Origin of the sequence: Nocardia speluncae NBRC 108251, assembly GCF_001613245.1 — a bacterium.
In the GTDB taxonomy this organism is placed as follows: Bacteria; Actinomycetota; Actinomycetes; order Mycobacteriales; family Mycobacteriaceae; genus Nocardia; species Nocardia speluncae.
Genome location: NZ_BDBZ01000001.1, coordinates 512,835 through 525,964, shown reverse-complemented (window position 1 = coordinate 525,964; position 13,130 = coordinate 512,835). Strand labels below are relative to the sequence as shown.

The following is a 13,130-nucleotide window of genomic DNA, read 5'->3' as shown; positions in this document are numbered from 1 at the left end:
CTGCCCAGCGCCGACCCGGCAGTGCGCCCGAAACTGCTGCCGGGGGCTCACACTGCGACGGCGGGCTGCTGCGGCGCCGGGCTGATCCGGCGGGCAGGGTCGGGTGAGGGTACGGCGTCGACCAGGGCGCGGGTGTGGGATCGGCGTGGGTTGGTGAAAACAGTCTCGACCGGGCCCACTTCCACTACCGACCCGGAGCGCAGCACCGCGACCCGATCGGCGACCTGATGCACCACCGCCAGGTCGTGGCTGATGAACAGGCAGGCGAATCCCAGGTCGCGCTGGATTTCGGTGAACAGGGTGAGTACTTCGGCCTGGACGGAGACGTCGAGGGCGCTGGTGGGTTCGTCGGCGATGAGCAGGCGTGGGCGTAGGGCGAGGGCGCGGGCCAATGCGACGCGCTGGCGTTGCCCGCCGGAAAGCTGGTGCGGGAATCGGCCGGCGAAGTCGGCGGGCAGGTGTACTGCGTCCAGGAGGTGGAGGACTCGCTGCCTGCGCTCACCGGGTGTGCCCACCTTGTGCACGTCGAGGGGTTCACGAATACTTGCGGCGATCGTGAGCCGGGGGTCGAGGGACGTCGCGGGATCCTGTGGCACCACCGCGATATCGCGGCGTAGTCCCCGCAGCCGGCGCGATGTCAGGGCGGCCAGATCGCGGCCGTCGACGAGTACCCGGCCGGCGGTGACCGGTTCCAGGCCGGTCGCGATGCGGCCGAGTGTGGTTTTCCCGGAGCCGGATTCGCCGACCAATCCGAGCACTTCGCCGCGGTGGATGGTGAAGCTCACCGATTCGACGGCTCGGAAGGCGGGTTGCCCGTGGCGGGCCGGGTAGGTGACGGTGGCCGCGTCGAATTCGAGAATCGCGGGCGTTGCAGACTCAGCAACGGGGGCCGTGGTACCGGGTTGTTCGGGCAGCCGGGGTACGGCCCCCAGCAGTGCGCGGGTGTAGGGATGGGTCGGGGTGTCGAACAGGGAATGCGTATCGCCGGTTTCGACGATCCTTCCCGCCTGCATCACCAGTACACGGTCGGTGTACTGGGCCACGACACCCATGTTGTGCGTAATCAGCAGGACGCCCATTCCGGTGCGGTGGCGGATTCGGTCGAGCAGGGCCAGGATCTCGGCCTGCACCGTGACATCGAGCGCCGTGGTCGGCTCGTCGGCGACGAGCAGATCGGGTTCGCCCGCCAGCGCCAGCGCGATCGCGACCCGCTGCTTCTGCCCGCCGGACAACTGGTGCGGGTAATACTTCACCCGCAGGGCCGGGTCGGGGATTTCGACCCGGTCGAGCAGTTCGACGGCGAGCCGTTCGGCGTCGGCAGCAGACACGCGGCGATGGGCGCGGATCGCCTCGCGCAGCTGCCATCCCACGCGGCGGACCGGATTGAGGGCATTCTGCGGGTCCTGGAAGATCAGCGCCACCTTGCTGCCACGCAAACGGTTGAGCTCGGTATCGGTGGCGCCGAGGATATCGGTGCCGTCGACGGCTATTTCGCCGGTGGCGGCGGCACCATCGGGAAGCAGCCCCAGGATCGCGCGGGCGGTCAGGGATTTACCCGAGCCGGATTCGCCCACCAGGGCGACGATCTCACCGTGGCCGACCGCGAACGATATTCCGTCTACCACGGGATGGTTGTGCCCGAAGGCGATACGTAGTGTGCGGACGGTCAGCAGGGTGGTGGACGCCGAGAGGGGAGTGCGCATGGGGAAGCTCCTTCGAGCCGGTGGGTCACTGCCGCCGGGACCGGGCGGCGAGTGCTTGGGAGATCAGCAGCAGACCGAGCACCAGGACCACCACGACGGTGAGCGGGCCGACCACGAAGAACGGGGAATGGTAGGCGCTCTGGGCTCCCTCTTTGATGAGGGTGCCGAGCGAGGGCGTCGGTGGGGTGATACCGAGCCCGAGGAAACTCATGGCGCCTTCGATGAACACGGCGACCGACATGGCCAGGGCGAGCTGGACCGTCAGCGGCTCCAGGCAGTTGGGCAGCACATGCCGCCGCAGGATCCAGCCCTCGCCGGCCCCCAGCGCCCGGGCCGCTTCGACATAGGGCAGCTGTCGCACGGTGAGCACCGAGGTGCGGGTGAGACGGCCGAAAACCGGGATCTCGGCGAGTACGATCACCGTGCCGATGGTGCCCACACCCGGGCCGGCGATCATCGTCAGTGCGATGGCCAGGATGATCGTGGGGAAGGCGAGGATCAGGTCGAACGATCGCTGGATGGCGGTATCGACGCGACCGGACAGAGACGCAGCGAGCCCGAGTAGCGCGCCGAGCACCGCGCCTGCCGGAACCGCCAGGAAGATCACGAGCAGATCGATCCGGATGCCGTACAAGGTGCGGGAGAGGATATCGCGGCCGACCGAGTCGGTGCCGAACGGATGGGTGCCGCTCGGGCTCGCCAGGGTGGCGCCGGCGAACTGTTGATCCGGCGCGTGCGGTGCGAGCCAGGGCGCGAGCAGCCCGGCGATCGCCACGACCGCCACCAGAATCAACCCGGTGAGGCCGCGACCGGTGCGTAGGGCGCCCCAGCGGCTGTCGCGGTCGCTCCCGCCGGTTTCGGCGGCCTTGTCCACAGGTGTGGGCTCGATGTGCAGAGTCATGCTGTGGCTCCCAGCCGGATTCGTGGATCGAGTGCGGCATTCACCAGATCGGTGATCAACTGCACGACGACGAACAGGACCACCGAGAACAGCAGCAGTACCTGCACCACGGGATAATCCCGGCTCGATATCGCCCGTTCGATCAGATGACCCAGCCCCGGCCAGGCGAAGATCGCCTCCACCAGAACGGCACCCCCGAGCAGATGCCCGGTCTGGATTCCGAGGACGGTGACAGTGGCCGGTAGCGCATTCGGCAGAACCTGAGTGAGCACGATGCGATGACGCGCAATGCCGAGTGCCCGAGCGGTCGTGACATACGGCTCGGCGAGCTGACTGCGCAGTGATTCGGTGAGGAACCGGGTCAGGGCCGCCGCGATCGGCAGGGCCAGGCAGACCGCGGGCAGGATCAGGTACTGCGCCGAGATCGCCGGATCGTCGAGGAATCCGTGGCGCGGGATGCCGCCGGCGGGTAGCACCATCCAGACCACACCGAACAGCACCACCAGGATGGTGCCTGTGACGAAATTGGGGACGGCCACCGCGACGGTGCCGAACGCGGTCACCAGACTGTCGAGCCACTTCCGGCGGGCGATCACCGAGGCGGTGGCGGCAGTGAACGCGATCCCGACCGCCAGCAGCAGCGCGGTCACCGCGAGGAGCAGCGTATTGCCCAGGGCATCGAGCAGCAGGGTGCCGATATCGCCGCCGAGAATCAGCGAACGCCCGAGGTCGAGGGTGGCGATATCGCCGATCCAGGCGAAGTACTGGCCGAACTGTGAACCGGTGAGCCCCAGTTCTTCTCGTAACGCCGCCAGCGCTTCAGGGGAGGAATCCGGGCCGGCCAGGATGAGCGCGGGATCGCCCGGCACCAGCCGCAGCAGCGTGAAGATCACCACCGAACCGGCGGCCAGGACGAGTAGCGCGGACGGAATCCGCCGCAGACTGTAGTTCAGCAACGTGGTCAGCTCCCCAGGTAGGCGTCGCTCAGGTCGAGCTCGGACCGCTTCGACCAGGTCACCCCATGGAGGGCAGGGGACATGGCGAGTTCGTTCTCCTTGTTGAAAAGTTCGATCACGAAGGCGTTGTCGAGTAGTTCGGTATTGAGCGCCCGGTAGGCATCGCGCGCTTCGGGGCTGTTCGGATCGACGGTGCGCCAGGCGGTTTCGACTGCGCGGAGATAGTCCGGATCGGTGAAGTTGGAGGTGTTCTTGTGCGCATTGAACGGGAAGGCTCCGGTCGGTAGCGTCACCGGCGTGTACTGCGTGTAGGTGTGGGCGGTGATCCACAGACCGCTGAAGGTGCCGCCGATGAGATGTTCCAGGGTGCTCGGGTAGTCCATCGGCGCAAGCGTGGTCTCGATGCCGGCGGCGGCCAGATCGGCCTGGATGATCTGGGCGACGGCCTCGGAATCGAGTGACCCTGTGGTGTAGCTGATCGGGATCACCGGAATATCACCGACTTCGGCGGCCAGCGCCCGGGCCCGCTCCACATCGTGTCCGTAGGTGGCGTTGCGGCTCGCGTCGTAGGCGGGAGAGTATTCGGGCCACGGCAGATCGGCGACCGTTCCGTGCCCCTGATAGACATCGGCGAGAAGACGATCGGGGTCCACCGCGAACGCGATCGCCCGGCGCAATCGGACATCGCTCAACCCTGGTGCCCGCACATTCGCGCCGAGATACCAGTTGTGTGCGACTCCCGTCTGTGTCACGACCCGGAGCGCGGATCGGGCTACCAGAGCGTCCGCGTCCCGGGGTGCCACCGAGAGCAGCAGGTCGAGCTGCCCGGTGCGCAGCTGCGAGATACGGGTCTGCGGATCCGGCACGATCACGTACTCGACCCCGTCCAGGTGCGGTGCGCCGCCCCAATAGTGGTCATTGGCCTCGAAATCCATCGACACCCCCGGTTTCCAGCCGGTGAACCGGAAGGCGCCGGTGCCGTTGTAGCTGCGGCCGGTGTCGAAATCCGCGAGCGTGTAGCGGTCGATGATCGGCACGATGTCCAGGAGATCCATGATGTTTCCGGCGGGCTGGGCGAGCCGGAGCGTTATCGCATGCGGATCGGCCGTGTCGTATCCGGTGATCAGGGCGGCGGTGCGGGCGAGCTGACCGGCGCGAGTGGGGTCGGCATAGGTGGTGAGGCTGAACTGCACGTCCGCGGAGGTGAAGGGCCGGCCGTCGTGGAAGGCGACATCGTCGCGCAGCACGATATCGACGGCCCGGCCGTCCGGCGCGACCTGCCAGGACTTGGCCAGTGCCGGTTGCGGATCCAGACTGTCCGGGGGATAGGTGATCAACGTGTCGAAGACCAGGCCGGTGATCATCGCCTGCGCCGGTGCGCCCGCGAAAAGCGAGGCCGGGGTGAGATCGCCGGCATCGCCGATCCGCAGCACCCCGCCCTCGGTGATCTCCGTGCCGGCCCCGGAACCGGCCTGGTCCACGGCGGATCGGCACCCGGCCACAGCGAGGATCGCCACCAGAAACAGGGCGAGGGCCGAAAGGGTGCGCGCGGGCGTCGGGCGGCTGAACACGGGAAGTCCTTTCAAGGCCGGCCGAACCGGCCCCGCACTGGCGGAACCGGCCGAGCCGGGCAGCGGATGGATCAGGCGTCGAATCCTGGGAAACGGTCCACCGGATCGACAATCGAGAAATGCGAGGCGTCGCCGGTGCGGATACGGCTGGGCGCGTTGTCCACCGATACCGGGATATCGCCCGCCAGCGTCACCCGGTGCACGCTGCGCTTGTGGGCGCCGTAATCGGCGATCCCGTAGTGCTGGGTGGCGCGGTTGTCCCAGATCACCAGATCACCCGGGGTCCAGGCCCAGCGCAGGGTGTTCTCCAGGCGGACGATGCGGTCCTGCAGCAGCTGGAACAGCGCCGCCGATTCCGACGTCTTCAGGCCGACGAAATTCTTGACGAAATGGCCCAGCAGCAGCGACTTCTCGCCGGTTTCGGGATGAACTCGCACCACCGGGTGTTCGGTTTCGAACACGATGCGGGTGAAGTTCTGCATATGGTTCGACGCGGCCAGCCCCCTGGCCTTGGGGTCGGCGTGCACACCGGCATAGTCGTATTCGTTGCTGTGCACGGCCCACAACTTCTCGACCAGCGCCTTCAGCGGTTCGGGCAGCTGATCGTAGGCTGCGGTGGTGGAGGCCCAGGTGGTGGCGCCGCCGTAGGGCGGGATATCCACGGCGCGCAGGATGGAGGCCTTCGGAATGCGGTCGATGAAGGTGACATCGGTATGCCAGCTGTTGGCGGCGCCCTCGATCACCAGCGTCCGATTGTCCTCGGAGGTGAGAGTCGGGTGCGTGGTGGTCGGGGAGCCCAGTGTCGAGGCGAATTGGTACTGGATCTCGTCGTCGACATGGTGCTGTCCGCGGAAGACCACCACCTTGTTGGTGGCCAGGGCGTAGCGGATGGCGAACGCGGTCTCGCCGCTGATCTCGCCGGAGATGTGGACGCCCTCGATGAGCGCGCCGATATTCTCGCCCAGCTTGGTGACGGTGATACCGCCGGCGGCGTAGATATCGGCTGCGGTGACGGGACGACTCTCGGTGGTGGTCACGGTGGTCTCCTGACGGTCGAACGGTAGGTCGGCCCCGGATCGGGTCGGAGCCGGAAAGCGGGCCGACCGTCAAAGTAATTGGGTCGCATTAATTTGAGAATGAATGCGATCCCGATGATTCTTTGCTTGCCTGAACCCGGCGCAGCGATCCGATCCGCGCGGCCGGAAGCCGCGCGCCGGGGCGGTAGGGTGAACGCCCATGACCGCCAAACGCGGCCGCTACAGTGCCGGTGAAGGAACCCGGGTACTTCTGATCGAAACAGCCGAGCGGTTGTTCGCTCGGCGAGGCTACGACGGTGTCACCCTCGCCGATATCCGCAGCGCAGCCGGGCAGCACAATGCGTCGGTGATCGGATACTACTTCGGTTCCAAGGAGAACCTGCTGCGCGCGATTTTCGCGTACCGGTTGCCCGCGATCAGCGCCGACCGGGAAGCGCTGGTCGCCCGCTCGACAGCCGACGGTGACGCACCGACGACCCGCGCGGCATTGTGGATCATGGTGCAGCCGCTGGCGAATACGCTGCGCGCCGGCAACAACTACGTCGGCCTGCTCGACAGGTTGATGGAAACCGAAATACTGGCACGCAGTTTCAGTTCCGTGGACCCGGCGATGACGGACAGCGGGTTCGGGGTCGACCGTGCCCTGCGCGCGGCGCTCGCGCAATTGCCTGAAGAGCTCCGCAGCCAGCGGATCGGGATGGTGTACCAGAGCGTGCTGCACACCCTGGCCCGCTACAACCGGTCCGGCGCGGTGCCCGGTCGAGCCGAACTGTCCTCCCTCATCGATGCGTGGGACGGTTTACTGCACGCGCCGGCGTCCGATGAGACGCGGTTGATCCGCGACGGTATCCGGACATAGCCCACATCGTGGGCGCAACCGAGCCATCAGAGGTTGCGCATAGACTGGACGGCATACCTGTGCCCCACGAAGTCGGAGAATCGTTATGACCGGTCGTGACCCGTCGGATGATCTCAGACTCGGCGATACCGATCGGCTGCATGCGCTGAACGTGCTTGCCGAGCACTATGCGGCCGGGCGGCTGAGCACCGAGGAGTTCTACGACCGATCCGGGGAGGTTGCGGTGGCTCGCACCTTGGAGGCTGCCGGCGAGCCGTTTCGTGGGCTGCCGGGTGGGGTGCCGCTGGAAAACGTGGACGGCCGGGTGCATACGGTCGCCCCTGGATCGGAGCCGATACCTGCGGTGCCGGCCGCTCCGGCCGAGGTCGAACTCACGACGCTGCGTAGCCGGGGCGCGCTGGTCGAATCACTGGACTGGCTGATCATCGGGGCGACACTGGTCACCTTCCTCGTACTGCAACTGGTGGTGGACTGGGATTACGCCTGGCTGGTCTGGCCCTCGCTGATCGTCACTCTCAGTATCCCCCGGGTGGCTTTGCGGTTCAGCGACGCCGACGAGGAGATCTACGAGGAGTTGAAGGAATCCGACGCCGCCGCGCGGAAGAAGCGGTTGCGTAAGGCGGCCGAGCGGATCCGCCAGCTCGAGTCCGGAAGCGACTCCGAACGGGAGTGAGGGGTTAGCATTCGTCCTTCCCGTTCACACCCGGCTTCACTATGCTATTCGCTCGCCGGAGACGGGATGGAAGAGGTGGACGGTGGCGTCCGGGCGGACAGCCATGGTCGCGCTCTCTGCGAGTTTCGCCGGTGACCGGCTCGCCGACCGGGCGACGAAGGTGACCGGTAACCCGTTCGGTGCGGGGTGGGATCCGCCGGTGCCGCGCGCGTAGACGTAGGATTCACTGCCCAGCTCTTCGACCAGTTCGACCACCACAGCGAAGCCTGTGCCGTCCTTGCGTAATTCGAGCTGCTCGGGGCGAATCCCGACCGTGACCGTCTCCAGCCCGGCGTCGGTCAGCCGGCTCATGGTGGCCCTGGGCAATTCGAGGGTCGTGGCCCCGATGTGAACTCCGTCGGTGGTGCGGGGTGCGGTGAACAGGTTCATCGCGGGGGAACCGATGAATCCGGCGACGAAGGCGTTCGCGGGGCGGTCGTACAGTTCGGTCGGCGTGCTGAACTGCTGGAGGCGGCCGGATTTCAGCACCGCGACCCGGTCGCCCATCGTCATGGCCTCGACCTGGTCGTGGGTGACGTAGACGGTGGTGGTGGCGAGGCGGCGTTGTAGTGCGGCGATCTGGGTGCGGGTCTGGACCCGGAGTTTCGCATCCAGGTTGCTGAGTGGTTCGTCCATACAGAACACGCGGGGTTCGCGGACGATAGCGCGGCCCATGGCGACTCGCTGCCGCTGACCGCCGGATAGTTTTCCCGGTTTGCGATCGAGGTATTCGGTGAGATCGAGTAGTCTCGCGGCTTCGGCGACCCGGCGTTTGCGTTCCTCGTGTGGGACGCCGCGCATCTTGAGCGCGAAACCCATGTTCTCGCCGACCGTTTTGTTCGGATACAGCGCGTAGTTCTGGAACACCATCGCGATATCCCGGTCCTTGGGTGCGACACCGACCATATCTTCGTTATCGATCATGATGGTGCCGCCGTCGATCTCTTCGAGCCCGGCGAGCATGCGCAGGGCGGTGCTCTTCCCGGACCCGGAAGGGCCGACCAGGACGACGAATTCCCCGTCGCCGATATCGAGATTCAGCGAATCGACCGCGAGCTGGTCGGCACCCTGGTAGACGCATGATGCGTTCTTGTACGAGATCTCGGCCATGACTGTGTACTCCTGATTCTGGACGAGCGGGCAAGTTATTTGATCGCGCCGAACGACAGGCCGCGCACGAGTTTGTTCTGCGCGATCCACCCGGCCAGTACCACGGGGAGAGCGGTCAGTACCGCCGCCGCCGAAAGCTGCGCCCAATACAAGCCCTGGCCGGTGATGAAACCGACCAGGAACACCGGGACGGTTTGCGCCTGAACGGCCGTCAGGTTCACCGCGAAGAAGAATTCGTTCCAGGAGAATATGAGGCAGATCAGCGCCGTGGCGGCTATCCCGGGGGACACCAGCGGCAGGATCACCTCGCGGACCGAGGTCCACAGACCGGCGCCGTCCATGGTCGCGGCTTCGAGTAGTTCGCCTGGAACCTCGAGGAAGAACGAGCGCATCATCCACACCGCGATCGGCAGATTCATGGCTGTGTAGAGGATGACCAGCGTCCAGATATTGTCGAGCATCCCGATATCGCCGACGATCACATACAGCGGGATGATCGCCGCGACCACCGGCAGCATTTTGGTGCTGACGAAGAAGAACAACGCGTCCCTGGTTTTTCGCACCGGCCGCAGGGACAGGGCGAATGCGGCGGGGATCCCGAGCAGCAATACGAGCAGGGTCGAGATGCCGGTCGCGAAAACGGAATTGAGTAACGTCGTACCTATGCCACTATGCAGGACATCGCGGAACTGCTGAAGTGTGGGGGTGAAGAGTAGTTTCGGCGGATCGGTATAGGCGTCGCCCTCCTCTTTGAAGGCGGTGAGCACCATCCACAGGACGGGGAAGAAGAAGCCGAGAGCGATCACCCAGGCCAGAATTGCCCATACCGAGTCACGAACCGGGCGCCGGGTGGGTCGCACAGGTGCCGCCGCCGGGGCATCGATACCTGCGGTAGTAGCGATACTCATCAGGCCGCCTCCTCGTTCCCGGTGAAACTCTTGAAGATCAGGCGCAGCGCCAGGGTCGAGACGATGATCGTGGCGACCACGGTGACCACGCCCATGGCGGCCGCCTGCCCGATATCGAAACCGAGGAACGCGCGCTGGTAGATGTAGTAGGGCAGGTTGGCGCTGGCCACACCCGGTCCACCGGAGGTCATCATGTACACGGCGTCGAAGGTGTTGACCAGGTAGATCGCGCCGAGGACGGCGCCCAGTTCGATGAATCGGCGCAGATGCGGCAGGGTCAGCTCGCGGAAGATCGCGAACGCGCCGGCGCCGTCTACCCGGGCTGCCTCGACGGTATCGCGGGGCATGGACTGTAATCCGGCGAGAATGAGCAGCATCATGAACGGTGTCCACTGCCAGACCAGATTCGCCATCACCGCCGGGAGCGGGAACCGGCTGATCCAGTCGATCTCGCCGACGCCGAACGGCTGCAGAGCGAAATTGACCAGGCCGAATACCGGGTCGAGCATGGTCGTCTTCCAGATCAACGCCGCGGCGACAGGGGTGACCAGGAACGGGGTGATCAGCAGCGTGCGTACGATTCCGCGCCCGAAGAACTTCCGATCCAGCAGCAATGCCAGTAGCAGGCCCAGTATCACCGAGATCAGGACGGTACCGGCGATCATGAGCACCGTATTCAGCGCGACGGTGCGGAATTGGCTGTCGGAGAAGACGTCTGCGTAATTGTTGAGCCCGTTGAACTGCTGCGAGCCGGGACGCACCAGGTTCCACGATTGTGTCGAGTAGTAGAGCGTCACCAGGAACGGGATCTGGGTGACCACGATCATGAAGATCAGTGCGGGCAGCAGCGGGCCGCGGCGCCGCCATCCTTCCGCGCGGGAGACGGCGCGGCGGCCCGACGGTGGTATCGCCTTTTCGGGACCGGGGCCGGCCGGAGGAGCCTCTGCTGTGGTGGTGCTCGACATGGCTACTGCGCCTCCCGGTAGGTCTCGCCGACGACCTCGGCGTACTGCTGCGCCTGTTCGAGCGCTTCGCGGACGCTGATCCGTCCGGCGATCGCGGCGCTGATCTGCTGACTGACCCGGGTGCCGAGGTCCTGGAATTCGGGAATCGTCAGGAACTGCACACCCGTATAGGGGACCGGTGCGACCGCCGGGTTCTCGGGATCGGCCTTCTCCATCGCCGCCAAGGTCGGCGGTCCGTAGGCGGCGGCCGCCTGCTCGTACTCCGGAATGGCATAGGTGGACAGCCGGCTGCCCGGCGGCACCCGCTCCCAGCCGAGCTCGTTGCCGACCATCTCGAGATAGTCCTTATCGGTCATCCAGGACACGAACTTCCACGCCGCGTCCGGTTTGTCGCTGGTGGTCGGAATGCCCAGCGACCACGAATACAGCCAGCCGGTATCGGATTTCACCGCGGCGGGGGCGGGTGCGTAGCCGATCTTGCCGACAACCCGGCTCGACGCGGGATCCTCGAGGACCGATACCGCGGCAGTCGAGTCGTACCACATGGCTGTGCGGCCCTGGGCCAGCTGTGTCGCGCATTCACTGAATCCGCTCGTCGCCGCGCCCGATTGCCCGTGGCCGCGGACCAGATCGACGTAGAACTGCACCGCGCGCAGGGTTTCGGGGCTGGTGAGCTGCGCGTTCCAGTTCTCGTCGTACCAGCGTCCGCCGAACGCGTTGATCACCGTGTTCAGCGGCGCGAGCATTTCGCCCCAGCCGGGTTTGCCGCGTAGGCAGATACCGGAGGTTTCGCCGGGTTCGTCGAGGGTGGCGGCGTATCCGGCCACCTGCTCCCAGGAGGGTTCGGCCGGCATTTCCAGGCCGGCCTGTTCGAACAGGTCCCTGCGGTACATGAGGAACGAGGACTCACCGTAGAAAGGAACCGAGTACATACTGTCTTCGTAGGACAGCGATCGGCGCAGTGAGGGAATGAAATCCTCTTCGTCGTAACCGGGTGTCCGGTCGGCGTATTCCGAGAGGTCGGTCAGCCAGCCGTTTTCCGCCCACTGCGGGGTTTCGTAGTTGCTGATCATCACCACATCGAATTCGCCGCCGCCGGTGGCGACCGAAGCGGTGATCTTCGCCCTGGCCTCGTTCTCCGACAGTGAGACGAATTTCAGTTCGATACCGGGATTCTCGCGCTCGAACCGGTCGGACAGAGCAATGGCGTCCTGCATCTGTGAGTTCGAGATGATCGCGATGGTCACCGCATCGGCTCCGCCGCCGACGAACGAGCCGGCGCCCGCACAACCGGACAAGGCCGGGGTCATCGTTGCCGCGATCGCGACGGCGAGATATTTCGAACGAATCCTCATCGGGGCGCTGCCTCCTTGTGTTCTACCAGCCACCGTGCGGTGTCGATATCGGTGACCACGATGTCGGCCAGGCCCGCATTGAGTGCACCGAGAATCGCTTCGTGCTTGTTTCCACCGCCGGACACCAGCACGGCGGCCGGGCAAGCGCGCACCGCGTCGAGCGGGACCGAGACCGTGCGCGCGGTGAGTGAACTGTCGATATCGGCGCCCTCGCGGGTGTAGAACCGCCCGCCCATCTCGCCGACGGCGCCGAGCCTGCGCAGCTCGTCCAGTAGTGCGGTATCGAGGTAGCTGCCCTCGAACAGGGTCGTGGCAGTGGAGACCGGTCCGATTCCGAAGATCATCACATCCGCATTGCGGCCGACCTCGAGCGCACGGCCCATCAATGAATCGTTCTGCAGTGCGGTGACCGTCGCTGCGTCGGCGTACAGCGGCGCGTGCAGTCGGACCGGCTCGGCCTGCAACAGTTGCGCGCAGGTGCCGAGGGTGAAGTCGACACCGGTTTGGTAATTCGTGGTGGTCATCGAGCCGTCCAATTGGACGACGGTGGCGCAGCGCGCCGATCGTGGTTTGAGGGCCTGTGCCACGGCGACGGTCTCGGGCCCCCAGGTGAACCCGAGGGTGTCTCGTTCGTGTAGCCGGCGCGCGAGCACACCCACCGCCGCACGGCCCAGGGCGTAGTACCCGGCCGGGGATCCGTCGGGTACCGCGCTCGTGACGACGGCTTCGGTGAGACCGAAGTTCTGCTCGAGGTTGCGCTCGAGTTCGGTGTGCACGGTGGCGCCGAGCTCGTCCGGGATGCTGATCTCGATGCGGATCAGTCCCTGCGCGCGGGCCCGGGCGATGAGCCGGCCCGCAGTGGGCCGCGATACTCCGAGTTTCGCGGCGATCTCGGCCTGAGTAGCGCCCTCCAGGTGGTAGAGGGTTGCCGCGCGTAGTGCCAGCCGGACATCCTCGGATGCGAGTGGACGGGGCGGCTCGGTGGTCACGGGCACTCCTTGGTGAGCGGGCCGGTCGACGGCCGGATCGGGAACGGGCCGACTCGGGGTGGCG

At 66.1% G+C, this 13,130-nt stretch carries 12 protein-coding genes; 2 read left to right on the top strand and 10 right to left on the bottom strand.

From position 1 onward, the window contains the following. Positions 1–47: 47 nt before the first annotated feature. The 5 genes from NS6_RS02220 to NS6_RS02200 all read right to left on the bottom strand — a co-directional run bounded on the left by NS6_RS02220 (position 48) and on the right by NS6_RS02200 (position 6,168). Positions 48–1,703: a dipeptide ABC transporter ATP-binding protein gene (locus NS6_RS02220; protein WP_068035690.1), complete on the bottom strand. Its 1,656-nt coding sequence runs from the start codon at positions 1,701–1,703 to the stop codon at positions 48–50. Positions 1,704–1,728: 25 nt separating this feature from the next. Beyond that, positions 1,729–2,604 carry an ABC transporter permease gene (locus NS6_RS02215; RefSeq protein WP_068035687.1) on the bottom strand — a complete coding sequence of 292 codons (876 nt, stop codon included), beginning with the start codon at positions 2,602–2,604 and terminating at the stop codon, positions 1,729–1,731. Further along, positions 2,601–3,560 (bottom strand): ABC transporter permease, encoded by a 960-nt coding sequence (locus NS6_RS02210; protein WP_068035685.1) that lies wholly within the window; start codon positions 3,558–3,560, stop codon positions 2,601–2,603. The genes NS6_RS02215 and NS6_RS02210 overlap by 4 nt, the downstream gene beginning before the upstream one ends. Positions 3,561–3,565: 5 nt before the next feature. Continuing rightward, the gene (locus tag NS6_RS02205) at positions 3,566–5,131 is read right to left on the bottom strand and encodes an ABC transporter substrate-binding protein (RefSeq protein ID WP_068035683.1); all 1,566 of its coding nucleotides are present in this window, start codon (positions 5,129–5,131) and stop codon (positions 3,566–3,568) included. Between the two features lie 71 nt (positions 5,132–5,202). Then, positions 5,203–6,168 (bottom strand): TauD/TfdA dioxygenase family protein, encoded by a 966-nt coding sequence (locus NS6_RS02200; RefSeq protein ID WP_068035681.1) that lies wholly within the window; start codon positions 6,166–6,168, stop codon positions 5,203–5,205. Positions 6,169–6,367: 199 nt separating this feature from the next. On the opposite strand from NS6_RS02200, the gene NS6_RS02195 reads away from it, so the two are divergent. After that, positions 6,368–7,027, top strand: a complete 660-nt coding sequence (locus tag NS6_RS02195) for a TetR/AcrR family transcriptional regulator (RefSeq protein WP_068035679.1) — start codon at positions 6,368–6,370, stop codon at positions 7,025–7,027. Positions 7,028–7,112: 85 nt separating this feature from the next. After that, positions 7,113–7,700, top strand: a complete 588-nt coding sequence (locus NS6_RS02190; RefSeq protein WP_068035677.1) for a DUF1707 SHOCT-like domain-containing protein — start codon at positions 7,113–7,115, stop codon at positions 7,698–7,700. A 39-nt stretch (positions 7,701–7,739) separates the two neighbouring features. Here the strand turns inward: NS6_RS02190 and NS6_RS02185 are convergent, their stop codons facing one another. From NS6_RS02185 to NS6_RS02165, 5 genes are read right to left on the bottom strand one after another with little or no spacing between them, the layout of a single operon-like run. Further along, positions 7,740–8,849: an ABC transporter ATP-binding protein gene (locus NS6_RS02185; protein ID WP_068035675.1), complete on the bottom strand. Its 1,110-nt coding sequence runs from the start codon at positions 8,847–8,849 to the stop codon at positions 7,740–7,742. Positions 8,850–8,884: 35 nt separating this feature from the next. Then, positions 8,885–9,757: a carbohydrate ABC transporter permease gene (locus NS6_RS02180; RefSeq protein ID WP_068035673.1), complete on the bottom strand. Its 873-nt coding sequence runs from the start codon at positions 9,755–9,757 to the stop codon at positions 8,885–8,887. Continuing rightward, positions 9,757–10,722 carry a carbohydrate ABC transporter permease gene (locus tag NS6_RS02175; RefSeq protein WP_068035671.1) on the bottom strand — a complete coding sequence of 322 codons (966 nt, stop codon included), beginning with the start codon at positions 10,720–10,722 and terminating at the stop codon, positions 9,757–9,759. The genes NS6_RS02180 and NS6_RS02175 overlap by 1 nt, the downstream gene beginning before the upstream one ends. A 2-nt stretch (positions 10,723–10,724) precedes the next feature. Then, positions 10,725–12,077, bottom strand: coding sequence for an ABC transporter substrate-binding protein (locus NS6_RS02170; protein ID WP_068035669.1), 1,353 nt, complete (start codon positions 12,075–12,077; stop codon positions 10,725–10,727). After that, positions 12,074–13,072: a sugar-binding transcriptional regulator gene (locus NS6_RS02165; RefSeq protein ID WP_068035667.1), complete on the bottom strand. Its 999-nt coding sequence runs from the start codon at positions 13,070–13,072 to the stop codon at positions 12,074–12,076. Before NS6_RS02165 ends, NS6_RS02170 begins: the two co-directional genes overlap by 4 nt. Positions 13,073–13,130: the final 58 nt, after the last annotated feature.

Coding starts and splice junctions, on each gene's coding strand:
- NS6_RS02185 (WP_068035675.1), bottom strand. CDS start 8,849: ATGGCCGAGATCTCGTACAAGAACGCATCATGCGTCTACCAGGGTGCC.
- NS6_RS02190 (WP_068035677.1), top strand. CDS start 7,113: ATGACCGGTCGTGACCCGTCGGATGATCTCAGACTCGGCGATACCGAT.
- NS6_RS02175 (WP_068035671.1), bottom strand. CDS start 10,722: ATGTCGAGCACCACCACAGCAGAGGCTCCTCCGGCCGGCCCCGGTCCC.
- NS6_RS02220 (WP_068035690.1), bottom strand. CDS start 1,703: ATGCGCACTCCCCTCTCGGCGTCCACCACCCTGCTGACCGTCCGCACA.
- NS6_RS02170 (WP_068035669.1), bottom strand. CDS start 12,077: ATGAGGATTCGTTCGAAATATCTCGCCGTCGCGATCGCGGCAACGATG.
- NS6_RS02215 (WP_068035687.1), bottom strand. CDS start 2,604: ATGACTCTGCACATCGAGCCCACACCTGTGGACAAGGCCGCCGAAACC.
- NS6_RS02180 (WP_068035673.1), bottom strand. CDS start 9,757: ATGAGTATCGCTACTACCGCAGGTATCGATGCCCCGGCGGCGGCACCT.
- NS6_RS02195 (WP_068035679.1), top strand. CDS start 6,368: ATGACCGCCAAACGCGGCCGCTACAGTGCCGGTGAAGGAACCCGGGTA.